Genomic DNA, 23,291 nt, shown 5'->3' on the forward strand with positions numbered 1-23,291 from the left:
TCCTTCGAATCGTTGCAATCAACATACAAAACAGTCGCCACCAATAGCGGCAAAGGCTTGAATTTAAAATATTATCAACCATAATGAAGGAACTCTATTAACTTATTCAATTATTTTTGCCCACTAAATGAAGGGCTTTTATTACAAGGATAATCGCTTGACTGAATCCATTAGCCGCAATATAAAATTTGAATTTTTGACCCAAGCTCAACTAAAAACCGTCTTGGGTGAATACAATAAGCACCTCAAATATATTCAAGAGCGCCTCGATATCAAGATTAGCCAGCGCAAAACCGACTTTTGTATTAGCGGCGATATCACGGGTGTCGAGCGCGGCGAGCGCATTATATATAAGCTAGTTGACGAAGCGCAAAACTCTAAAGATATCAGCGCCGAAGAGCTGCATCTTATTATTCAAGCCAGCCTTTCTCGTGATGAGGACATGGCTTACGATCAAGATAACAAAGACAATGCTAACGCTGATAATAGCGAAAATGATGCTGATTTAGATGCAAGTGACGAGTTTACGCCTATTAGTCTGCGCACTCGTAAAGGCAAAATCATTCCACGCGGTGGCAATCAGCAGCGCTACGTCAAAAACGTCTTGACCTCTGATGTCTCCTTCGGTATCGGTCCTGCGGGTACCGGTAAGACCTATCTGGCGGTAGCGTGCGCGGTCGATATGATAGAGCGTAATGAGATTGAGCGTATTTTGCTCGTGCGTCCAGCGGTCGAAGCCGGTGAAAAGCTAGGCTTTCTCCCAGGAGATTTAGCTCAAAAAATCGATCCTTACTTACGCCCTTTATATGACGCACTCTATGAGATGCTAGGCTTTGAAAAAGTCGGTAAAATGATTGAGCGCCAAATCATTGAAGTTGCGCCGCTGGCCTACATGCGTGGTCGTACGTTGAATAACTCCTTTGTGATTTTGGATGAAGCGCAAAACACTACTCCTGAGCAAATGAAGATGTTTTTGACCCGCTTAGGCTTTGGCTCGCGCGCCGTTATCACCGGCGACATCTCGCAAGTTGACTTACCACGTGGTACCAAATCAGGTCTGGCACAAGCCTTAGATATATTGAGCGGCATAGAAGAGATTCATATCACTAAGTTTGACTCAAAAGATGTGGTACGTCATCATCTGGTACAAAAGATCGTTGAAGCCTATGATATCTTCGATGGCGAACAATTAATTATCGATGAGAAGCGTAAACAACAGCGCTTAGCGGAGCAAGAACGTAAACAAGCGATCGCTAATGCAGCTTCTAAGCTTTGATTATACGGCTAAATTTTCAATGATAAAAATAGTCACGAACCGTACTGCAACCAGACTATTAGCATTAGTAGTCTGGTTTTTTATGCTTAAAGAAAACACTTAAGAAAAAAGATTTGAAAGCAGAGCTAAAACAATGAATCAATTCAATGAAATAAATGTCAGCGTCAATGACAGTATTAACGACAATTTAATCGATGAGTCTTACAACGAAGAAGTACTACACAATATCCTGTCAGCGACTTTGACCCATATCGATGAGCGCATTAAAGAAGGTTTGACCCTACCCTACTTCGTAGATATTGATGAGGCAGTATGGCAAAGTAAACCCAAAGCCTTAGATATCTATATTACTAATGTGAGCGAAGGAAAAGCACTCAATTTGGAGGCGCGCGGTAAAGACTATGCGACCAATATTCTCTCTTATCCAAGTGAGCTGCCAGCCAGCGTTATCGATCTAATGCCAGTGCTGCCACTAGGCGAGCTGATTATCTGTCATGAGGTACTAGTGCGTGAAGCAAGCGAGCAACATAAAAGCCTAGCGCAGCACATCAGCCATTTAGTCATTCATGGCATCCTGCATTTGCTAGGCTTCGATCACGAGCTGGGGCAAGCGGAGCAAGACGAGATGGAGCAGTTTGAGATTGCTATCTTAGCTCGTCTTAATTTGCCTAACCCCTATTTGTCTTAATATAGTTAATCCTAAATAAAAAGAATACAGCTATGCCAGCGTGCTACTGGTATAAATTTTCCTTGCGTGCTGCGTCCCTTCGATGCTGCGCAAAATTCATCCCAGTAGTACTGTGTTTGTTTTATAGTGGATCGACTATACTTAAAATCGATAAGCTCTTTTATTATTTTTCGTCCATTGGCAACTTTTGCGATTGATCCATATTATTCATCATCTGATCAAGACCCTTAATATGTACGCTGCGCTGCGGGAATGGAATATCGATTTTCTCACTATCAAACACTTCTTTGAACTGTTCAAGTAGATCGCACTGCATCGCCCACCAGTCGTCATTAGTGGTCCAAACGTTAAGGGTTAGATCGACTGAGTTGTCCCCTAAGTTAGTCACTCGTACGATAGGTTCAGGATCACTAAAAGCGACCGGGTTTTCTTTGGCTAGTCTCAAGATCAGATCTTTAGCGGTTTTGATATTGGCATCATAGCCCACTCCGATAGTGATATCGACGCGGCGATTAGGTAGCGCGGTATAGTTCGTAACCGCTGAGGTGGTGATATCGCTATTGGGTATAATAATGTCATGGTTGTTAATCGTAGTCATATGAGTATTGACTAACGTAATCTCTGCTACCGTACCGGTATAGCCACTAATCTGTACATAATCCCCTTTAATAAAAGGTTTAAAAGTGACGATGATAATACCCGCAGCAAAATTAGAGAGTTGATCTTTTAAAGCTAGACCAATAGCGACGGCAGCGCCCCCTAAAATAGCAACGACAGAAGTGGTATGAACGCCGACTTGGTTTAACGCCGCTAAAGTGATAATGACCAATAATACGCCGTATAACAGTCGGCTCAAAAAATTGGCCGCTGTTGTCTCTAAATGGCTACGCACCATAAGGCGATTGCTAAAGGTGACTAGTTTTCTGGCAAGCCAGCGGCCGATGATGAAGATTAGTAGTGCAAAAGCCACTTTAAACACTAAAGCGATGGCACTACTCGTCAATGTCGCAACGTCAATAGTAAATCCTAAAAATTCCATAATAACTCTGCTCTTTATAACCTTGTCGATGAATATTAATAATAGGTGTGCTTAATAAGTAACTTCTATTTTATCACTGTAACGGTAAGTGCGAATGAGTCTGAGCTCAACGATATCACTCATATCTTCGGTAAACGCACCAAACGGCGCTGCTTGACGTACAGATTGCTTAGCAGCTTCATCCAAAATATTGGAATTGGAGCTCTCAAGTAAACGGATGGCTTTAATAGTGCCATCGCTACTGATAATGACCATCAAGCGCACCTCACCGGTGATACCTTGCGCTCTTGCCTGTCTCGGATAATGCAGATTACCTACGCGCTCGACATGATCACGGAAAGTCTCTATATAATCAGCCGCCGCGCCGCGCGTGGTTGAGTTACTATCGAGGGTGACTACTTTGGATTTTGTCGCATAGACTTGCTGACGCTGAGATAACTGTGCTTCTAGCGTGGCGATCTGTTTACGTAAACGCGCCTCTTGCGCCCGTATATCGTCTTTTGCCTGCTGCTCATCGTTATCTGTATTGTCACTCGCTTGCCGCCAGCTCAAAGTAGTGCGTAAGTAGCTTTCTTGATACTGCTGCTGTCGCACTTGCTGCTGCAGGTTAATGACATCTTGGGTTTCGCTGATATGCTCAGCTGCGAGTGGACTGGTTTGCGCGCTTTCTTGCCGAATTTGTTCCATCACGGTACCACTGCCTATTTGCGAAGCATTAGCGATGTAGTAGGCATCTTCGTTTGGCTGCATATTATCGGTCAGCGCTTTTGCCACATCCTGCATCATAGCTGCAGGATGACTACCCATCGAGAAGCTAATGCCGAAGATAAGTAGTACATGCACGCCAAGCGCGATAATAATCGCGACCGGCATGCTAAAGCTGCGAGTAGGCGCTTGGCTTGAGAAATGATAACTTTGTGAGTCTTTGATATGCGCCACAGTCACTCTCAGCTGAAACCAATAAATCTGATAACTGGATAATGAGATAAAAAATAATTGCGCTATCATAACACGAGCGTCAAGCAAATGTTTGTATCTAATTTAGCGCTAGGTTGGCTTTAATTTAGTGTCAAGCCAGACGATGACTGATAATGTATAGTTTTAAAAACGCTTGTTAGCGTTATTTGCTAAAATGAACGCGCATACGTTTTTTGCCTAGTGCTTTTGCTATATACTGGCTTTTATTTGCTATTTTATAGCCCGTTTTGTCGCCTGTTTTATAATGATGACTACAAGGATAATGAGTTTGACTGATTCTAGCAACTTTGATGACTTTTACGATTTCGCTGAGGCTATAGGAGAGCGTTTTAACCAGTCTTTTAACGAGGGCTGGGATAGCCTAACTTCTGCGATAAAAAAACTGTATGGCAAAACCTCTGATAAATTAGAAGATGAGATTCCACTACCAGTCGCCCAAAAGTACGTCAATGACGCTCTACAAAAATTTGTCACCGATAATGTTAAAGCGATTTTAGAGCTGCGAGTAGAGCTGCATGATAACTGGTTTCGCCTGTTCTGTACTGTCGATGTCGCAGGTATTTACGCGGAGGTCGCCAGTAACTTCAGCCTAGTGCACGTGCAGCTTGATCGTAATGTCCAGCGCTTCGTTTTCGGTCAGCAGACTTATACTGATGTACTCAACCTGCACTGTGACTCCTTTCTCAAGCGTCAAGGTATCAAAATGCTTATCTGGTTTTATCATAGCGTACTAAAAAAAGATCCTCTAGGCTTCATTCTGACCTATATCAATATTGCTCGGGCCAAAGACGAGATTATCTATTTGGATATTCATCGCTGGCTAAAAAATAATAAAAAAATAATGAGCGCCCTGCACAAAGTCCAAGTCAATTATGGTGAAGTTGAGGAAGAACAATTGGTACTCAAAACCCAAGTCAACTATCGCGACTTATTAGGTAGTAATGGCGATGATATTATTAGTGAAAAAGACAAAGTTGATGATGAGCCTGAATTAATGCAAGGACCTATCAATCCGGTAGATGATGCCACCGAACCCAGTCAAGAGTAAAAGTAATAATACCCCTTGTTTACTCAAGAAAAGCCCCACTCTAAATACTTAGAATGGGGCTTTTCATTATAGACTGAGCTATTTAGCTTACCAGTAGTTTTCTACCGCAATATTACCTTCACCGCGGCGATTCATCACCATCCCTAAGGACTTTAAAGTCTCTTTGGTGTCTTCGACCATATCTGGGTTGCCGCAGAGCATCACATGGGCATTGTCGATATCAAGCTCGATGCCAGCTTTTGCTTGCAAGCTACCGTCTACTAGCAGCTTGGGCAGACGCTCGCTCAATGCGCCTGCCATCGGCTCACGGGTGACAATCGGCACAAATATCAGCTTAGCAGGATTATCCACCAGCTCACCAAAATCGGATTGCAAACGGTTAATCATCTCGACGTACGCCAGCTCCTCTTCACTGCGAGCACTATAGGCGAGCACGATATGCTCATAGTCTTGCCACGTTTGTAGATCCTGTAGCATCGATAAAAATGGCGCAAGGCCCGTACCTGTTGCTAGTAACCATAAGTCTTTTGGTAGCGGCTTTTGATAGCGCGCTAAGGTCAAAAACCCAAAAGGCATGGTATTGAGTAACAGCTCATCGCCGACTTGCAAATGCTGCAGTTCAGAGGTAAAAGCCCCATCTTCGATGACAATAGAGAAAAACTCTAACACCTCATCGAAAGGGGAAGAGACGATAGAATAAGCGCGAAAGATATCTTCATCAAGTACCTCATCAGCGCCCTCACTCGACTGCTGCTGATGATAGTTAAGCTTACTGGGATTGACCCCTAAACGCACGAACTGACCGGCGGTAAACTTAAAGCTGTCCGGACGCGTCACGGTAAAGCTAAATAAATTAGGCGTCCAAGTGGTTTTACTTAGTACGGTTACTTTTTGAATATTATCGCTCATAATAAAGAATCACTTATCGTTATGGATTAATATTGTTATCGATTTATAGTTATCAACTTCTCAAGAATTATAGTGTGCTATAGCCGATCCACTATAAAATAAACACAGTGCTACTACCGCTGTATTCTTTAAATTTAGGATTAACTATATAGACAGCTATTCATTAAATTTCTGCTAAAGGCGTTCTCATTGCTATACATTATGGCGCTGAGCGTTATATTCAAGTTCACAATTTTTATCTTTGAGTTTTACTTCTTAAATAGTCATAAAAAAGGCTAGCCTGCGCTAACCTGATTTATTAATTAAATGACTTCTCGTTTCATGTTACCAAATACGTGCAAGCGCTGCCCACTCAATCATGTTGTTCGGTAAGATACCAAAGCCGATAATGAGGATAGTGACCGCAATCACCATCAGACCACCCATGCGCACGCCCCAATGGCCAACAACATCAAACTCCACATAAGCTTTTGGACGTTTGAACAAAGTCAGCATGACACGTAAGTAATAAAACAGACCTATCGCACTACCTAAGATAATCATCGCCGCTAAGAACCACTGCGCTCCTTGCACCGCCGCTAAAATGGCGAACAGCTTGGTGATAAAGCCTGCCGTCAACGGAATACCCGCTAGCGATAGCATCATAATCGTCATAACCGCAGTCAGTACCGGACGGCGCCAGAATAGACCTTGATAATACACCAGCTTATCTGCTTCACCCGAGAGCCGGTATGGGCTAGACATTAGTGTCACTACCCCAAATGCACCGATTGAGGTAAAAGCATAAACTGCCATATACATGCTTGAAACACTATCAGCAGCCGCGCCAATACTGACGATGACGATCAGCACATAGCCCATGTGTGCAATGGAAGAATACCCCAATAAGCGCTTAAGGTTACTCTGGCGAACAGCGAGCATGTTACCTATTAAGATAGATAAAGTCGCCATCACCATGATGAGCATCTGTACTGAAGGCAGCGCTAGCAGCGCGGTATCCAGTAAAAAACGCACGGCTAATGCCATCATCGCCACTTTTGATACTGAGGCTAGATAAGTGGCGATAGGCGCTGGTGCGCCTTCGTAAACATCAGGCGTCCACATATGAAACGGCGCTGCAGATAGTTTGAAGGCGATACCAAACATCATCATCGCCGCGCCCAAAATCACTAAAGGTGAATCGTAGGCGTTAACGAGCACAACGCTAATTTGCTTAAACCCTAAAGCGCCAACTTGTGCATAAATAAAGGCCATACCCATCAGTAAAGTGGCAGAAGCCGTCGCTGACAGTACCAGATACTTCAGCCCTGACTCCAAGGATTGGTTGCGCGAAAAAGTATAAGCAAGCAAACCGTACAAAGGCACTGATAACAGCTCTAAGCTAATAAAGAACGCGGCCATGTGCTGAGCACAGACCATCAGTAGCGCCCCTACTGTAGAAATAAGAATCAGCAGGTACAGCTCTTCTTTATTGTCTTGTAGGTTGGCAAGATAAGCATAGGACAACGTACAGCAAGCGAGCGCACAGATAAGAATGACCACCATATTGAACTGGGCAAAATTATCAATGACAAACATCTGCTCCGCGAGCGGCATCAGCGAGCCTGAGCTTACTATGCCTGTCATCTGGCCAAGCAAAGTAAACAGAGCTACGTTGAGACCTATTACGGTAATTGTACCGGTAATAAAATGTGAGCGCTTAATAGTAATCGCAATCATCGTTAATATCACGGTAATCACTATTATAAGAATCGGTGCGTAAGGCATCAGCCCCATCAAATCATTCATCGTAATATCAGTCATGACTTAACGTGCCTCCATTGCATCAAGCAGGTTCGATGCGTCCACTTGAGTGACTTCGCTATAAATATAGGCATTATTGATCCACTGCATTGCTTCACTAGAAGTATCCAAAACCGGCTGTGGATACAGTCCGAGCCAGACTAAACCGGCGGCTAAAGTCAGCAGCAAGGTGACCTCGCGCTTACCTAAGTCTTTTAATGGACGTTCGGGCAGGCCATGCACCTTAGTATGTTTTAGCGCCACTTCTTTAGTGTTATTCACGCCAAATAAAGTACGGTAAACCAAGAGTAATGAATATAGACCCGCTAATACTAAGCTAAAGGTTGCTAATACCACAAACACTGGGTACTGGGCAAAGGTACCGAATAAAATCATAAACTCGCCAATGAAGTTACCGGTGCCTGGGATGCCGAGTAACGCTGCACAAAAGAACATCAGCATCGGTGCGTAATAGCGGAACTGGCCCCACATACCGCCCATCAAAGTGATGTCGCGGGTATGCAAACGCTCATATAGCTGACCGGCCATAATGAATAGCGCTGCCGAGCTTAATCCATGGGCAAGCATCTGTACCATCAAGCCTTGCAAGCTCAGCAAAGTACCTGCATAAATCGCTAAGACAATAAAGCCCATATGCGAGATACTGGTATAAGCGAGCAGACGCTTCATATCTGTCTGCATAAAGGCAAGCCACGCCCCGTAGAAGATACCGATAGCACCGAGCGTCATCGCAATAGGCGCAAACTCTTGCGAGGCTGCTGGAAATAGCGGCAATACAAAGCGTATTAGGCCATACGCCGCAGTCTTAATCAGCACCCCTGCCAAATCGACAGAACCGGCCGTCGGTGCCTGCGCATGCGCGTCAGGTAGCCAACCATGAAAAGGCAGAATCGGTAATTTCACTGCAAAACCGATAAAGAAGCACAACATAATCGGATATTCCCAGCCACCAAGAGAGGTGCCGAGTAAATCATTATAGTTAAAGCTGACTACGCCCGTCGCGGCGCGGTTAAAGATGACTAGCAGCAAAATACCAATCAGCATGATAAGCCCTGAGGCTTGGGTATAGATAAAGAATTTCGTTGCTGCGTATTCTTTGGTCTTACCGCCGACCACATCATGACCCCAAATAGCGATCAAGAAGTAGATAGGAACCAGCATCATCTCCCAAAAGAAGAAGAATAAGAATAAATCAATGGCTAAAAACACACCGATGACGCCGCCTAGGCTCCATAACAAGTTGAGATGAAAAAACCCAACTCGGCGCTGAATCTCATTCCACGAACAAGCCACCGCTGCCACGCCCAAAAACCCAGTCAAAGCCACCATTAATAGTGACATGCCATCCATCGCTAGATGGAAGCTAATACCCATAGCGGGTATCCAAGGCACACTAAATTCAGCGACCCAAGGTACAGCCGACTGCGGCGCGATGACCTGTTTACTCATCCCACTGAAATCACCGTAATGCCATAGCACTAAAGACAAAACGAAAGTCAGTATCATGCCGATCAAAGCGATCCAGCGCGGCAAGCGCTTATTGAAGCGCTCAACTAACCAACATAACAATCCCGCTATAAACGGAATCGCAATCAATGCCGGTAGCATCCATGTTTGTTGTAACTCTATCATCTTACACCACCGTCATCATTACCAGCACCAGCAATACCGCTACACCCAAGCCAAAGCTTGCCGCGTAGCCACGAAGGGACCCTGTCTGCGTCCGGGAGAATACTTTATTACCGAAAGAAGCTAGCATAGGTAGTACCATCCAGCTTTTATCGACAGGATCGGCTTTGAACAAGCGGCCGATGAATAAAAAGGGTTTTACAAATACGATATCGAATAACGCATCGAAGCCTAAACCGTGATAGCACCAATAATAAAGGCCGCCACCGATAGTCGAGCGCTTAAACTTAGTGAGCATACGGCCTTTATCAACGACATATAACAGCGCCGCTATGATTAAGCCTAATAGCATCGCGCCCATAGCGATATATTCAGCCGTGTGCTTGCCATGTGCGTCACCTGATAACTCTAACAGGTGACCAAAGCTCTCTGGCAGCACCCCTTGTAGCGGCGGCGTAATCAGGGCTCCAACAGCAGTGGATAGCACTAACAATATCGTCAATGGTAACCAGTAGGAGACCCCTTTTAGCTTGTGCGCGTGCGTCTTTTCTTCCCCAAAGAACACAATCCAAATCATCCGGAAGGTATAAAGCGCGGTTAAGAAGGCACCGAATACGCCCATATAAAATAACACTTGATGACCCGTGGCATAAGTCTCCCAAAGAATTGCTTCTTTAGAATAAAAACCGACCGTCACCCAAGGAATAGCTGCTAACGCACCGCCGCCTACTAAATAACACCAAAATACTAAAGGTATCTTTTTGCGCAGGCCACCCATCTTAAAGATGTTTTGCTCATGATGTACCGCTAAGATCACTGCACCTGACGATAAAAATAATAAGGCTTTAAAGAAAGCATGCGTCATCAAATGGAAAATAGCACCTTGCCAGGCTCCAACGCCAAGCGCTAGGAACATATAGCCGATTTGACTCATCGTTGAATAAGCCAGAATACGCTTGATATCGGTTTGCGCTAAAGCACAGAAACCTGCGACCACTAATGTCAAAGCACCAACACCGCCAACCCAATAGAGTAAAATCCCTGGGGTCAGCTCAAACAGTGGATGCATACGAGCGATTAAATAAACACCAGCCGTCACCATAGTCGCTGCGTGAATCAAAGCCGATACTGGCGTCGGGCCTGCCATCGCATCAGCGAGCCAAGTATGTAATGGCAATTGCGCTGATTTACCCATAGCGCCACCAACAAGCATCATTGTCGTCAGGATCATGGTTGGATTATTGATATCGAATACTTGCGGCGCTCGGGTGATAATCTCTTGAATATTAAGTGTGCCAAACTCGCGGAATAGTAAGAATAGGCCAAAAGCTAAGAACACATCACCGATACGAGTTACGGTAAAGGCTTTTATCGCCGCCTGACCGTTAGCGCGGTCATGAAAATAATATCCGATGAGCAAGTAAGAGCAGATACCGACCCCTTCCCAGCCGAGATATAACAGTAATAAGTTATCGGCGAGCACTAGCAATAGCATGCTAGCGACGAACAGATTCATATAGCTAAAGAAGCGGGCAAAACCCGTATCACCTTTCATATACCAAGCGGCGAATAGGTGAATTAAAAAGCCTACACCAGTGATGATGCCTGTCATGGTCAGCGCTAAGCCATCAAAGCTTAAGCTAAACCCAGGCGCAAAATCGCCGACTTGAAACCAAGTCCATAACGGTATTTGCACCACTGTACCTGCAGGATAGCTGGTTAAAAAGGTAAAACTGGCGACTAAGGTACAAAGCGCTGATAGCCCCATGCTCCCGACACCGACAAACGTTGCTGCCTGCTCAGATAACTTGTCACGCATAAAGGCTAAAATTAAAAAGCCAATGAGCGGAAATATAAAGGTTAATGGTAATAAACTCATGGCATCATCCTTTCATCTCATTGGCGCTATCGACATCGAGATGCCCACGCTTATGATAAAACTGTAATAGTATCGCAAGCCCAATAGAGACCTCAGCGGCGGCTAAGGTCAGAATAAAGATAAACATCACTTGTCCATCTGGATCGACCCAACGGCTGCCTGCGACCACAAATGCCAATGCCGCGGCATTCATCATAATCTCAAGTCCCATCAGCATAAATAAGAAATTGCGTCGCACCATAACACCGCACAGACCGATAGTGAATAGGATACCGGCCAATATTAATCCATGGCTCATCGGTATCAGACCCACCGTATTTTGCATCGCCATAGCTGGCTCTGCAAACCCGACTACCTCATGCGCAAAGGGTACGCTTGACACCTCCCCGGCCACACTTACTGCTTGTACCATCAGTCTAGCTCCTTACGCTTGCTACGCGGCGCTGCCACATAATCATTAGGATCAACCGTATCATAAACATAAGGCTTAGCCATTTCGACCGCATCAGTAGCACTCTCAGACTTATCCTCTTCATATTCTTTAATGCTACCCACCGAAGGGCGATAAGCTAAGCTATCATTACCGATGATCTCATCATCATTCGACTCTTTACCTAAGTGATAAGCGGCAACTAAGGCGGCTAGCAATAATAAAGCAGCCACTTCAACGAGCATAATATATTTGGTAAATAACACTGTACCGACTGCCTTCGCTGGGACAGTAACCCCGCCAATAACGGCAGTCTCATCATGATTGAGACCGATCATGCCGTACAGTACTACGGCGATAATAAGCGTGAGCCCAGTCGGTATCGCCCAAGTCTTAGCATCGAGCCACCGCTCTTCACGCGCCTCATCTGCCATGCCCAAATTGAGCATCATAATAACGAAAACGAATAGCACCATAATGGCGCCAGCATAAACGACAATCTCAAGAGCACCGGCAAAAGGAGCGCCTAAGACGAAGAAAATACCTGATAAAGCCAGCAAAGTGACGATCATCGCCAAGATAGCGTGTACTGGATTGGCATGAGTGACCACTCGTAGACTGGCAAAGATAGCCACTGCGGCTAAAGCATAAAACCCTACCAGATCCGGATGATTCATAAACTCCATCATGGTAGTAAACTCCTTACATCGATAGGTGCCGACTCATTTTGCGCCGCGCCTTTTGGTTTGTCGTCTACTGCCATACCCGTCACTCGGTAGTAATTATAGTCAGGATACTTCCCTGGCCCTGAGATCAATAAATGCTCTTTTTCGTAGACTAAATCCTGACGCACATACTCGCCAAGCTCAAAATCTGGTGTCATCTGGATCGCCGTCGTTGGACAAGCCTCTTCGCACATCCCGCAGAAAATACAGCGAGAGAAGTTAATACGGAAAAACTCTGGATACCAGCGCCCATCTTCGCGTTCGGCTTTTTGTAGCGAGATACAGCCTACTGGACAGGCAACCGCGCATAAGTTACAGGCCACACAGCGCTCATCGCCATCAGGATCACGCGTCAATACGATACGCCCTCGAAATCTGGGTGGTACTGGTACCGGCACTTCTGGATAAAGTATGGTATCGCGTGGCCTTATGGCATGGCTATTGACCATCCACATCGTACGGACAATGGTAAACATACCGATGACCGTCTTTTTTATGGCGTTTAACATGGGATTATTATCCTTATCAGCATTTCTTTGCGTCACCTATAAGACAGCATACAGCTACAGCGTTGGAGAAAAAATTAAAATAACCAAAGCCGTAATCAATAGATTGATCAATGTGACTGGTAGACAGACTTTCCAGCCAAAGTTCATCACCTGATCGTAGCGAGGACGCATTAATGAGCCCCGTGCTAAGACAAACATAGTCATAAAGAATAACGTCTTAATCATGAACCAAAAAGCCGGCGGAATAAACGGAATATCGATATTGAAGGGTGGTAACCAACCGCCAAAGAACAGACAAGTCATCAATGCTGAGATCAGCACTACGTTGACGTATTCACCAATAAAGAACATACCGAACTTCATGCCTGAGTATTCAACGTGATACCCTTCAGCAAGCTCTTGCTCCGCTTCTGGCTGATCAAAGGGATGTCTGTGCGTTACCGCTACCCCAGCTACTACGAAGGTTAAAAACCCAAAAAACTGCGGGATAATATACCAGCCATCAATTTGCGACTCGACAATCTCACGCAGGTTAAAAGAGCCAGTCAAAGCGACAACGCCCATGAGCGATAAGCCCAAAAATACTTCGTAACTGATAGTCTGTGCCGCCGAGCGTAGGCCACCTAGTAAGGAGAACTTATTGGCTGAGGCCCAGCCACCAAACATCACCGCGTAAACAGCCAAACCTGCCATCGCAAAGAAGAACAGAATACCAATGTCCCAATCCGCCACGCCAAGGGTCGGCGAGACGGGAATAATAGCAAAAGAGGCTAAGGCGGTGAACATCGCTACCGCTGGCGCTAAGGTGAAAATAAACTTATCGGTAAAGTTTGGCGTCCAATCTTCTTTAAAGAAAATCTTCAGCATATCGGCGACTAATTGTAGCGAGCCAAAAGGGCCTACTCGGTTCGGGCCATAACGATCCTGCCAAAGAGCGAGCATCCGGCGCTCATAAACAATCATGACCGCCGCGACGATAACCACGACTAAGAAAATAACCAAAGCTTGTAGGACTAAGAACAGAATGGACCAAGTCTCAACGGTTAAGCTACTTGCCAGAAAGCTTGGCACTTCAGGAATGATACGAGTAATTTGCATATTACACCTCCTGTGTGCTGCTAGAACTGACATCGTCAGCAGTGGCGGCCACGTCATCAGCCATGTCACCGTTTATTTTAACGCCAACGGCCGGCGCTTCGACCTTGCGTACTGAAGCCAGCATTGAAGGATGAATAATACTGACCTGTCCAACCGGATAGCCGATACAGCCTTCTGCTAAATAATCAACCACTTGCACCGGCAGCGTCATCTGCTGCTGCTCGATATCGATAGCTAAATAATCACCAGCGCTAATGCCCCAGGCGCTCGCATCTTCAGCCCCTATACGCCAAGTAGCGATAGGTAGCTGCTCTGCGACAATAGGACTACGCGCGGCCATTATCGAGCTGGCAAATATATTATAGATAGGTACTAGCTTGGCTTGTCCTTGCTCAATATTCGTGCGGTTAGAGGCGGCCGCTTCCGGCGCTACATACTGACGCTCTACTAAGCGCTCGCCTAGATCAAATAAACGCACACCAGGATCGCCGCCTTTTAGGCTGCCACCGACTTTGTCTTGGTACTTATTCCAAGCTTGCGGTGAGTTCCAACCTGCAGCGTTGGCAAAAGGAATCATAGATCCTTTAGACTGCTTACCACTATAGCCTTCCATCGAAAAGGTTAAGCCGGTATCTAAATCTTTGGGCTGCATCGGCTCATGTACTGAGATGGGCGCACGCATAGCAGTACGACCAGAATAGCGGCGCGGCTGACGAGCTATTTTTAGACCGCTGATGCGGTAATCGGCATCGGGCGCTGCGTCTTTAATAGCGGCAAGATTAGGATGCGTCGCGATTAAGGCATTAATTACATCATCCAACTGCGTCCAATCGACCGGCTTACCGAGTAGACTATTATGCACTGCATGTAACCAGCGCCAGCCTTCTTTAATACTGCTCATGGGATGATAATAGTTATTATCATAAACTTGAAAGAAGCGCTGCGCGCGGCCCTCACTTGATACTAGCGTGCCGTCCGCTTCCGCGAAGCTGGCAGCTGGCAGCACGATATCGACATCTTTATGCCAATCTAGCAGCTGATGGTCAAGGGCGATGACCGTTTTATCGGTCAATAGCTGGCTCAGCTTGCTAGCCGCAATAGCATCGCTCAATTGATTTTCAGCCACGACGACCACGTCGAAATCAGTCGCTAGTAGCTCTTCTACCGACTGCCCACCAAGCAGACAGACACCGATACTATTGGCATCTGGCACGGTTAAATAAATACCGGCCTGCGCGCTATAGTTAATATTAGCTTCTTTTAGCTCTAGCTCATCAGCAGGCTCACGATTGATATCTTCTTGCTCTTGTTTGTCTGTACCGGTTTCTGGTTTTGCAGGCTTAGCGGCTAGCTCTTTGTCCTCTTCAGGCTGAGCGGTTTGCGCTTGTTGCTCTGCCGCCTGGACTTTGGCACTGCGCACTTTAGCGTTGTGAGCTTCGACTTGCTCTTGCTCAGTTGCTTTTATGCTAGCGCGTTTTTTAGTTAAAACTTGGGTAATTTGCGCCGCCGCTTCAATCATAGCGTTAGATGCTAAGCTGGTGCCCGCGATAACCAATGGCTTATCGGCTTGTATTAAGTCATAAGCGATCTGTTTGGCTAAGGCTTGCATGCCATTGCTATTGTCAGTACTGGCTGAAGCTTGGCTTTGTTGTTCAGCTGGATTAGCTATTTGAGTTAAGTCGTTCGCTAAATCAGCGATCTCATCTGCAACCTTAAACCCTAAGCGGGTAATGTCTTCTGGCGTTGCCACCACGCTTGCCTTGCTAATGTCATCAAGCTTCGTTTGGGTGACGTCGATTACATAAACAGGGCTAACTGCTCCTTGAGCAATACGCTGTACTGGCTCGGCGAGCCAAGCTTGCGTCTTAGCAGCAGCAGCCATTTTTAAGGCTTCGTTTTTTGCCGCTTGTCGCACGGATAGCGCCACTCTTGATGAGGTTTGAGTAATATCTTCACCTAGTATCAATACCGCGTCATGACTTTCGATATCAGTCATACTCGGATTATAGACGCCTTCAGTGCTCAGCACTTCGATACACTTATTAACTAGCGATTGCTGTTGGTGATTAAGGCCAGTAGAGAAATTATCAAAACCGACTAGATTTTTTAGCGCAAAGTTGGTCTCTAAGCTGGCGCGCGGCGAGCCAATGCCGACGATTTTTTTATCTTGGAGGCGTTTGATCGTTTCATCTAGCGCATAATCAATATTAATTTTGACGTGCTTATCATTGATACGCTCAAGCGCTTGCGTTGGACGATCTTCACGGTTGACATAACCATAGCCAAATCGGCCTCTATCGCACAAGAAATAGCGATTGACCTCGCCGTTATAACGGTTCTCAATCCGGCGTAGCTCACCATAACGCTCGCCGGGCGAGATATTACAGCCTGCTGAGCAGCCATGACAGATGCTAGGCGCGTACTGCATATCCCACTTACGGTTGTAACGCTCAGAGTGCGTTTTATCTGTAAACACGCCAGTTGGGCAAACTTCAGTTAAGTTACCGGAGAACTCACTCTCAAATTGTCCGTCTTTTTCACGACCGAAATAGACGCGGTTATTAGAAGAAAACACGCCTAAATCCTCACCGCCGGCATAGTCTTTATAAAAACGTACACAGCGATAGCAAGCGATACAGCGGTTCATCTCATGCGCGATAAATGGCCCAAGTTCTTGGTTATGATGAGTGCGCTTAGTGAAGCGATAGCGGCGCGTATTATGGCCCGACATATACGTCATATCTTGCAAGTGGCAGTGACCGCCCTCTTCACAAGTGGGACAATCATGCGGGTGGTTGGTCATGAGTAGCTCAACCATCGACTTACGAAAGGCTTTTGCCTCATCATCCGTCACTGAGATATACATGTCATCGCCTGGCGCGACCATACAAGACATCACAAGCTTACCTTTACCTGCCTCTAGATCTTCTTTATTTTGGTACTGTTTGACCGCGCACTGACGACAAGAGCCCACTGAGCCTAATGCCGGATGATAACAAAAATACGGCACATCAATGCCAAGTGATAGGCACGCTTGCAATAAGTTATCCGCGCCATCAACTTCGACAGTGGTTCCATCAATATGTATGACTGCCATGCCGTTCTCCTTATTTTGCTACTGGCTGTGGATTACCTGCAGCCTCAATCACATCTTCGCCGACCGCCTGAGCAATCTTACTATCGAACTCAGGACGGAAATATTTGATCGCACTCATCAGCGGCTCCATAGCACCAGGAGCGTGAGCGCAGAACGTCTTACCGATCCAAAGATCGCGTGTCAGACCTTCTAATTTTTCTACATCACCGACTTGCCCTTCGCCATCATTGATAGCAGTAAGCAGCTTGACTCCCCAAGGTAGACCATCACGGCACGGCGTACAAAAGCCGCAAGATTCGCGCTGAAAGAAAATCTCTAAATTGCGCAGCAGCGGTACCATATCTTGCTCTTGATCGACAACCATAAGCAGACCAGTACCCATCCGGCTACCCGCTTTTTGGATAGTATCGAAATCAACAATGGTATCTAAATGCTCAGCAGTTAAAAAATCAGTGGAAGCGCCGCCGGGTAACCAAGCTTTAAGCGTACGACCTTCCTGCATACCACCTGCAAAATCATCAATAATTTCGCGCGCGGTATAGCCAAAGGGCAGCTCCCATAGTCCTGGGTCATTGACCAAACCTGAGCAACCAAATAGTTTCGTGCCCGGAGTCTCGACTACGCCTTTGATCTTCGCTAAGTCTTGATACCACTTACTACCATGCAGAATAATAGCCGAGACATTATGTAGAGTCTCAACGTTATTGACGATAGTCGGTCTGCCCCAAGCGCCCGCCACTTGTGGAAAAGGCGGCTTAGTGCGAGGATTGGCACGGCGACCTTCCAAAGAGTTTAGCAGCGCCGTCTCTTCACCGCAGATGTAGCGACCAGCACCCGTATGCACATGCAAATCAAAGCTAAAATCTGAGCCTAAAATATTATCACCGAGCAAGTTATTGGCACGCATCTCATCGAGCGCTGCATTTAGACGCTCGGCTGCTAATATATACTCGCCGCGAATAAAGATATAACCTGCTGTCGCTTCTATGGCATAAGCCGAGATGAGCATACCTTCGATAAGCTGGAACGGTAGACGCTCCATAAGCAGTCTATCTTTAAAGGTACCAGGCTCCATCTCATCAGCGTTACAAACTAAGTAGCGCGGCCCACCATCATTAGGCGCCATCAGCGACCACTTAATACCAGCGGGGAAACCAGCACCGCCGCGGCCTTTCACTACTGCTTCTTTAATAGTGCTCAGCGTATCGCCAGCGGATTGATTCAGCGCCATCTTTAGCGCTTCAAAGCCACGCAGGGACTGATAAGTAGCCAGATCTAACACAGCGTCATGGTGCGCAAGCCGCCATGTCAAAGGTTTGGTTTCGCTGGTTGCTGCGTCTTTATCCCCATAAACGGGAATGCGCTGCTCATTTAACTGGCTTGGGGCTTTACCTTGGCGACGCTGGGCAATTTGCTCTGCAACGGATAATCTCATGCGTATAGCTCCAATAATTGCGCGACTTCACCAGGTTGGACTGGGCCATAAGTATCTTCATCGATCAATACCGCCGGGCCTTTATCACAGTTACCTAGACAACAAATCGGTAAAATAGTAAAGCGACCATCAGCGGTAGTTTGGCCATACTCAATACCTAGCTCGGCTCTAAAAGCGGTGGATAGCGCCTCATAGCCTGTTAGATAACAAGATACCGAATCGCAAATAAGAATCACATGACGGCCGACCGGCTGCCGATAAATACGATTATAAAAAGTGGCGACGCCTTCAATATCAGTCACCGGAACCTCTAAAATATTAGCGATAGCGTTGACCTGCGCATCATCCACCCAGCCATTGCGTTTTTGCACAATTTTAAGCGCATCCAAAGACGCAGAACGCGCTTGTGGATAATGATGCATAAAATCATCAATAGCGGCAATCTCGCTTGTCGTCAAAATACTGGCGACATCTACCTTTGGCGTTTTATCAGAAACAATCTTCATAATCTTCTATTCTATCCTCACTCATCGCGCTGCGCCCTAAGGCCCTTATTGTACTGCTGCAGCGGTTTGGTGTGCCTGTTGGCGATAATATCAATGTTGCTTATTTTTGCTTTACTAGATCTCTTTCTTTACTAGTCTTTTAACTGCTTAAACTTATCATTTAACATGATTAGCGATCACAATCCGCCATAACGATATCGATAGAGGCTAAGTACATGATAGCGTCTGAGACTAGCGAACCATTGATGACCGATGGCATCTGCTGTAAGTGCGCAAACGTCGGCGTGCGAATACGGGTACGATAGCTCATCGTTGAGCGATCCGAGGTAATGTAATAGCTGTTTAAGCCTTTAGTGGCCTCGACAATAGTCGCACACTCACCCGCTGGCATTACTGGTCCCCAAGACACGGATAAGAAGTGATTAATTAAGGTCTCAATATCATTTAAGGTGCGATCTTTTGGTGGTGGTACGGCTAGCGGATGATCAGCTTTGTAAGGGCCTTGCGGCATATGATCCATACACTGGCGGATGATACGCATAGATTGACGCATCTCCTCAATCTTGATCATACAACGATCATAAGCATCACCGTTATAGCCAATGGGTATCTCAAAGTCAAAGTTCTCGTAGCCCATATAAGGACGGGCTTTACGTAGATCAAAATCGACCCCCGTCGCACGCAAGCCGGCACCAGTCACGCCCCAAGCGAGAGCTTGCTTGGCATTATACTGAGCCACACCTTGCGTACGGCCTTTGAGCACACTATTCTGTAGCGCCGCTTTGACATATTCGTCCAAGCGCTTCGGCATCCACTCTAAAAACTCGCGCACCAAGCGCTGCCAGCCACGCGGTAGGTCGGCAGCAGTACCACCGATACGGAACCAAGCCGGATGCATCCGGTAACCGGTGACTGCCTCAATGACGTCATAAGCTTTTTGGCGGTCGGTAAACATATAAAACACCGGCGTCATACCGCCCGCATCCTGAATGAAAGTACCAACATAGAGTAAGTTGTTAGTAATCCGGAAAAACTCGCTCATCATCACCCGGATAGTCTGCGCGCGATCAGGGATAGTAATTCCCGCTAGTTTTTCAACCGACATGATGTACGGCAGCTCATTCATCACCCCACCAAGATAATCGATACGGTCGGTATAGGGGATATAGGAGTGCCAAGTCTGACGCTCAGCCATCTTCTCAGCGCCGCGGTGATGATAGCCGATGTCTGGAATACAATCGATCACCTCTTCACCATCGAGCTGTAGTACCAAGCGGAACGCGCCATGAGCTGAAGGGTGGTTAGGACCGATGTTCAAGAACATAAAGTCCTCATCACGGCCCGAGCGCTTCATGCCCCACTCTTCTGGCACAAAACGCAAGTTTTCTTGCTCATATTGCTGCTTAGCGGTATTCAAAAAATACGGCGTAAATTCTGTCGCGCGTGCATGATACTCTTTACGTAGTGGATGACCTTCCCAGTATTTTGGCAATAAAATACGAGTCAAATGCGGATGGCCGCTAAAGACGATACCGAACATATCCCAAACTTCACGCTCATACCAGTTGGCATTTGGCCAGATTTTGGTGGCGCTAGGGAGAGTCAAGTCGTCTTCACTGAGCGCGACTTTGATACGCACATCGCTGTTGCGCTCAAGCGACATCAAGTGATAAAACACCGTAAAGTCGCTCTCTGGCAAATCACCGCGATGCTGACGCAGACGCTCGTCCATTGCCGATAGATCAAAGAGCATCACGTAAGGCTTCGGCAACTTACGCAAGAATAACAAAATGTCTAGCACATCGCTGCGAGCAACCCATACCGTTGGAATTTCATCAACAGTATGCTGCACTACAAACTTGCCTGCATACTTATGCTCCAGCTCTCTGATGACGGCTGGTACCGGTTTTATCTTAGGATTTTTGTTTTCGACTACCGTGACCATGAATGATATCTTCCTTCATTAATCATAACGTTTGAGCGAAGCTGATTGATCAAAACCAGACTGTGCCAAGCATAACTGTTCTAACATAACTGTGCTAAGTATATTAAACGGGCTAAATACTATCTGGACTACGTAAATTTTTCACCGCAATTCTATCCGCCTGCTTACGATCACGCTCAGCCGTTAGTTGCGGCTGATAAATTCCTTGATCGTTGACATGAATACCTAGCGGGCGACGCTCTTTGGCGATAGATTCTTGCAATAGCATTAGACCTTGAATCAGTGCCTCTGGACGCGGCGGACAACCTGGCACATACACGTCGACGGGAATGATCTTATCGACGCCCTGCACTACAGAATAGATATCGTACATACCACCTGAATTAGCACAAGCGCCCATCGAGATCACCCATTTTGGCTCAAGCATCTGTTCATATAGACGCTGAATCACCGGTGCCATCTTGATAAAGCAGGTACCAGCAACGATCATCACATCCGCCTGACGCGGTGATGCGCGAATAACTTCAGCACCGAAGCGGGATAAATCATGTACCGCGGTCAAAGTAGTGGCGTACTCGACATAACAGCAAGACGTACCGAAGTTAAACGGCCAAAGTGAGTTTTTACGGCCCCAGTTGGCAGTCGAATGCACGAGATCCTCTAAGCGGCCCATAAAAACATTTTTATGAACCTCATCCTCTAACGGATCATTGACCGTTTCACGAGTTTGAGCAGGATAGGTATCTGCATCAGGATTGGCTTTGGTTAGTGTATATTTCATACCATAAAACCTTTTATGAAGAGCAGCTAAGCGATTATAAGGTTATTTGCCTCTCAAGCTTATAATACTATGACTGCTAAAAAATAGCGGGTGATGCCCAAGTTATCTTCAGCGTGATAACTCACTGGCATATTAATAACACGCATAAACCGTTATGAGGATTCATTATCTGCGGCGAAATCCACAGAAGTGACATTACCGGTGGTATTAATATGATCAATATTTTGCAGGTGACGACGATTAGCCTCAATACTATTTGAGACATTAATTTGACCCGACGACTGCGCTGGCACTTTACCCGTCGGATCGACCATCAATTCCTCAACACCGTTGAACTTGGTGATGTCTGCCAGATTAAATCCCGCAGGCGCTGCGTGTAAGCGTGCTTTTTTGCGCAGTTTATCAGCAGGCGACCAGTTCATAGCCCCTAAGCTTAACTCATAGATAAGACCTACGATGAGCACCCCGATGAATATCGCAGCGGCAGCAAAGCCCAGCCAGCCCGTTTCACGTACCGAGACCGAATAAGCGTATAGATATAAGGCTTCTAGATCGAAAATAACGAAGAATATCGCTACTAGGTAGAATTTGGCAGACAAACGAATGCGGGCATTGCCAGCTCCGACAACACCCGCCTCAAACACTTCTTCTTTTTGTAAGCCTTTTGAGCGCCCGCCAAGCAAGCGCGGTACGGTCAACATAAAGACAACCAGACCGATGGCGGCTAAAATAAAGGCAACTGCTGACCAACTAAAGGCAGACATGATAATACTTGCTCCTCACCCAATCGAGTGTCAGGGCGTGATGAACAACTGTTAGGATAAGGACCTTTTAATTAACCAAGATAACCACTAAGGCAATAAAGCCTATATCCTCAAACAATCCTATCAAGCACCGTAACGCAGACGAAAACACAGGTTCACTGTGCTGGTAATAGCCAATTATCAAGATTATTGACGTCAAGAGAGAAGACACAGAATTTAGATTTATCTAGCCATAGGCACAGACAAAAGCTGGTCATCAACCCTCTATCTAAAGTAAAAGTGAATTTATTAAATCAATATCATATTGCGACATTTAATTGATTTAATAACTCATTACCTATGGTCAACAATGGCGTGATAACTGGCGTAAACGGTTTACACACTATACGCATATCAACGCTCAAAAGCCAGTTTTTCACTGCATTGCACGGTCATTTTATATGCTACAAAATATATCAATCCATCCACCATTTATGTTACAGCGTTTTTACCCTCTTCCTTAAACGCGCTAGTTTATCCTAGCCGACTTCCCTATCCATAGACCTCAGAGCCTTGCAACCAACAGTACGGATAAACCGGTTATATCTTTATTTAACAACGGCCGCCCAAAGCTTAGATTAAGCGTTGGAAATACGCCGGTATTGTAAACCAAATCCCCTTAATTGCAACCTGCCAAGTGTGACGAAGCGAATCAATAAAAAAGGAGCAGACCTTGCATCGGTCTGCCCCTTCTACATAATAGTTATCTTCTA

At 46.0% G+C, this 23,291-nt stretch carries 19 protein-coding genes; 3 read left to right on the forward strand and 16 right to left on the reverse strand.

Annotation, left to right across the window (positions count from 1 at the left end; genetic code table 11):
• Window positions 1-157: 157 nt before the first annotated feature.
• Both ACS8E3_RS09610 and ybeY read left to right on the forward strand, forming a co-directional pair.
• On the forward strand, window positions 158-1,276 hold the full coding sequence (locus ACS8E3_RS09610; RefSeq protein WP_439243699.1) for a PhoH family protein: 1,119 nt from the start codon (window positions 158-160) through the stop codon (window positions 1,274-1,276).
• Window positions 1,277-1,409: 133 nt separating this feature from the next.
• A complete protein-coding gene (gene ybeY, locus ACS8E3_RS09615; protein WP_439243702.1) occupies window positions 1,410-1,964 on the forward strand; it encodes an rRNA maturation RNase YbeY in 555 nt (184 codons plus the stop codon).
• A gap of 163 nt (window positions 1,965-2,127) precedes the next feature.
• On the opposite strand, the gene ACS8E3_RS09620 is transcribed toward ybeY, so the two are convergent.
• Both ACS8E3_RS09620 and ACS8E3_RS09625 read right to left on the reverse strand, forming a co-directional pair.
• Window positions 2,128-3,003 carry a mechanosensitive ion channel family protein gene (locus ACS8E3_RS09620; RefSeq protein ID WP_439243705.1) on the reverse strand — a complete coding sequence of 292 codons (876 nt, stop codon included), beginning with the start codon at window positions 3,001-3,003 and terminating at the stop codon, window positions 2,128-2,130.
• A gap of 51 nt (window positions 3,004-3,054) precedes the next feature.
• Complete coding sequence (locus ACS8E3_RS09625; protein ID WP_439243708.1) at window positions 3,055-4,011, reverse strand: energy transducer TonB; 957 nt, start codon at window positions 4,009-4,011, stop codon at window positions 3,055-3,057.
• Between the two features lie 232 nt (window positions 4,012-4,243).
• Here ACS8E3_RS09625 and ACS8E3_RS09630 point away from each other — a divergent pair, with 232 nt between their 5' ends.
• A complete protein-coding gene (locus ACS8E3_RS09630; RefSeq protein WP_439243710.1) occupies window positions 4,244-5,029 on the forward strand; it encodes a hypothetical protein in 786 nt (261 codons plus the stop codon).
• Window positions 5,030-5,116: 87 nt separating this feature from the next.
• Here ACS8E3_RS09630 and ACS8E3_RS09635 read toward each other — a convergent pair whose 3' ends face one another.
• From ACS8E3_RS09635 to ndhC, 14 genes are all read right to left on the reverse strand, one after another.
• Window positions 5,117-5,938 (reverse strand): ferredoxin--NADP reductase, encoded by an 822-nt coding sequence (locus ACS8E3_RS09635; protein ID WP_439243712.1) that lies wholly within the window; start codon window positions 5,936-5,938, stop codon window positions 5,117-5,119.
• Window positions 5,939-6,262: 324 nt separating this feature from the next.
• Window positions 6,263-7,741, reverse strand: coding sequence for an NADH-quinone oxidoreductase subunit N (locus tag ACS8E3_RS09640; protein WP_439243714.1), 1,479 nt, complete (start codon window positions 7,739-7,741; stop codon window positions 6,263-6,265).
• A 3-nt stretch (window positions 7,742-7,744) separates the two neighbouring features.
• The gene (nuoM, locus tag ACS8E3_RS09645; protein WP_439243717.1) at window positions 7,745-9,373 is read right to left on the reverse strand and encodes an NADH-quinone oxidoreductase subunit M; all 1,629 of its coding nucleotides are present in this window, start codon (window positions 9,371-9,373) and stop codon (window positions 7,745-7,747) included.
• 1 nt (window position 9,374) lies between these two features.
• A complete protein-coding gene (gene nuoL / locus ACS8E3_RS09650; RefSeq protein ID WP_439243719.1) occupies window positions 9,375-11,249 on the reverse strand; it encodes an NADH-quinone oxidoreductase subunit L in 1,875 nt (624 codons plus the stop codon).
• Window positions 11,250-11,253: 4 nt separating this feature from the next.
• Complete coding sequence (gene nuoK / locus ACS8E3_RS09655; RefSeq protein WP_439243832.1) at window positions 11,254-11,562, reverse strand: NADH-quinone oxidoreductase subunit NuoK; 309 nt, start codon at window positions 11,560-11,562, stop codon at window positions 11,254-11,256.
• 98 nt (window positions 11,563-11,660) lie between these two features.
• Complete coding sequence (gene nuoJ / locus ACS8E3_RS09660) at window positions 11,661-12,368, reverse strand: NADH-quinone oxidoreductase subunit J (protein WP_439243721.1); 708 nt, start codon at window positions 12,366-12,368, stop codon at window positions 11,661-11,663.
• Entirely contained in the window at window positions 12,365-12,913 is a 549-nt protein-coding gene (nuoI, locus tag ACS8E3_RS09665; protein WP_439243723.1) for an NADH-quinone oxidoreductase subunit NuoI, read from the reverse strand. The genes nuoJ and nuoI overlap by 4 nt, the downstream gene beginning before the upstream one ends.
• Window positions 12,914-12,967: 54 nt before the next feature.
• A complete protein-coding gene (gene nuoH, locus ACS8E3_RS09670) occupies window positions 12,968-14,011 on the reverse strand; it encodes an NADH-quinone oxidoreductase subunit NuoH (protein WP_439243725.1) in 1,044 nt (347 codons plus the stop codon).
• A 1-nt stretch (window position 14,012) separates the two neighbouring features.
• Complete coding sequence (nuoG, locus tag ACS8E3_RS09675) at window positions 14,013-17,108, reverse strand: NADH-quinone oxidoreductase subunit NuoG (protein ID WP_439243728.1); 3,096 nt, start codon at window positions 17,106-17,108, stop codon at window positions 14,013-14,015.
• A 10-nt stretch (window positions 17,109-17,118) separates the two neighbouring features.
• Window positions 17,119-18,543: an NADH-quinone oxidoreductase subunit NuoF gene (nuoF, locus tag ACS8E3_RS09680; protein ID WP_439243731.1), complete on the reverse strand. Its 1,425-nt coding sequence runs from the start codon at window positions 18,541-18,543 to the stop codon at window positions 17,119-17,121.
• Window positions 18,540-19,049, reverse strand: a complete 510-nt coding sequence (gene nuoE / locus ACS8E3_RS09685) for an NADH-quinone oxidoreductase subunit NuoE (RefSeq protein WP_439243734.1) — start codon at window positions 19,047-19,049, stop codon at window positions 18,540-18,542. The genes nuoF and nuoE overlap by 4 nt, the downstream gene beginning before the upstream one ends.
• Before the next feature lie 169 nt (window positions 19,050-19,218).
• Window positions 19,219-20,994 (reverse strand): NADH-quinone oxidoreductase subunit C/D, encoded by a 1,776-nt coding sequence (gene nuoC / locus ACS8E3_RS09690; protein WP_439243737.1) that lies wholly within the window; start codon window positions 20,992-20,994, stop codon window positions 19,219-19,221.
• 112 nt (window positions 20,995-21,106) lie between these two features.
• Entirely contained in the window at window positions 21,107-21,775 is a 669-nt protein-coding gene (locus ACS8E3_RS09695; protein WP_439243739.1) for a NuoB/complex I 20 kDa subunit family protein, read from the reverse strand.
• Between the two features lie 152 nt (window positions 21,776-21,927).
• Complete coding sequence (ndhC, locus tag ACS8E3_RS09700; protein WP_439243742.1) at window positions 21,928-22,539, reverse strand: NADH-quinone oxidoreductase subunit A; 612 nt, start codon at window positions 22,537-22,539, stop codon at window positions 21,928-21,930.
• Window positions 22,540-23,291 lie beyond the last annotated feature (752 nt).

The sequence above is a fragment of the Psychrobacter sp. 2Y5 genome, from assembly GCF_051847375.1.
GTDB lineage: Bacteria > Pseudomonadota > Gammaproteobacteria > Pseudomonadales > Moraxellaceae > Psychrobacter.

Coding starts and splice junctions, on each gene's coding strand:
- ACS8E3_RS09625 (WP_439243708.1), bottom strand. CDS start 4,011: ATGATAGCGCAATTATTTTTTATCTCATTATCCAGTTATCAGATTTAT.
- nuoI (WP_439243723.1), bottom strand. CDS start 12,913: ATGTTAAACGCCATAAAAAAGACGGTCATCGGTATGTTTACCATTGTC.
- nuoH (WP_439243725.1), bottom strand. CDS start 14,011: ATGCAAATTACTCGTATCATTCCTGAAGTGCCAAGCTTTCTGGCAAGT.
- nuoC (WP_439243737.1), bottom strand. CDS start 20,994: ATGGTCACGGTAGTCGAAAACAAAAATCCTAAGATAAAACCGGTACCA.
- ybeY (WP_439243702.1), top strand. CDS start 1,410: ATGAATCAATTCAATGAAATAAATGTCAGCGTCAATGACAGTATTAAC.
- ACS8E3_RS09695 (WP_439243739.1), bottom strand. CDS start 21,775: ATGAAATATACACTAACCAAAGCCAATCCTGATGCAGATACCTATCCT.
- ACS8E3_RS09620 (WP_439243705.1), bottom strand. CDS start 3,003: ATGGAATTTTTAGGATTTACTATTGACGTTGCGACATTGACGAGTAGT.
- nuoJ (WP_439243721.1), bottom strand. CDS start 12,368: ATGATGGAGTTTATGAATCATCCGGATCTGGTAGGGTTTTATGCTTTA.
- nuoF (WP_439243731.1), bottom strand. CDS start 18,543: ATGAGATTATCCGTTGCAGAGCAAATTGCCCAGCGTCGCCAAGGTAAA.
- nuoM (WP_439243717.1), bottom strand. CDS start 9,373: ATGATAGAGTTACAACAAACATGGATGCTACCGGCATTGATTGCGATT.
- ACS8E3_RS09640 (WP_439243714.1), bottom strand. CDS start 7,741: ATGACTGATATTACGATGAATGATTTGATGGGGCTGATGCCTTACGCA.
- nuoE (WP_439243734.1), bottom strand. CDS start 19,049: ATGAAGATTGTTTCTGATAAAACGCCAAAGGTAGATGTCGCCAGTATT.
- ndhC (WP_439243742.1), bottom strand. CDS start 22,539: ATGTCTGCCTTTAGTTGGTCAGCAGTTGCCTTTATTTTAGCCGCCATC.
- nuoG (WP_439243728.1), bottom strand. CDS start 17,108: ATGGCAGTCATACATATTGATGGAACCACTGTCGAAGTTGATGGCGCG.
- ACS8E3_RS09630 (WP_439243710.1), top strand. CDS start 4,244: ATGAGTTTGACTGATTCTAGCAACTTTGATGACTTTTACGATTTCGCT.
- nuoL (WP_439243719.1), bottom strand. CDS start 11,249: ATGAGTTTATTACCATTAACCTTTATATTTCCGCTCATTGGCTTTTTA.
- ACS8E3_RS09635 (WP_439243712.1), bottom strand. CDS start 5,938: ATGAGCGATAATATTCAAAAAGTAACCGTACTAAGTAAAACCACTTGG.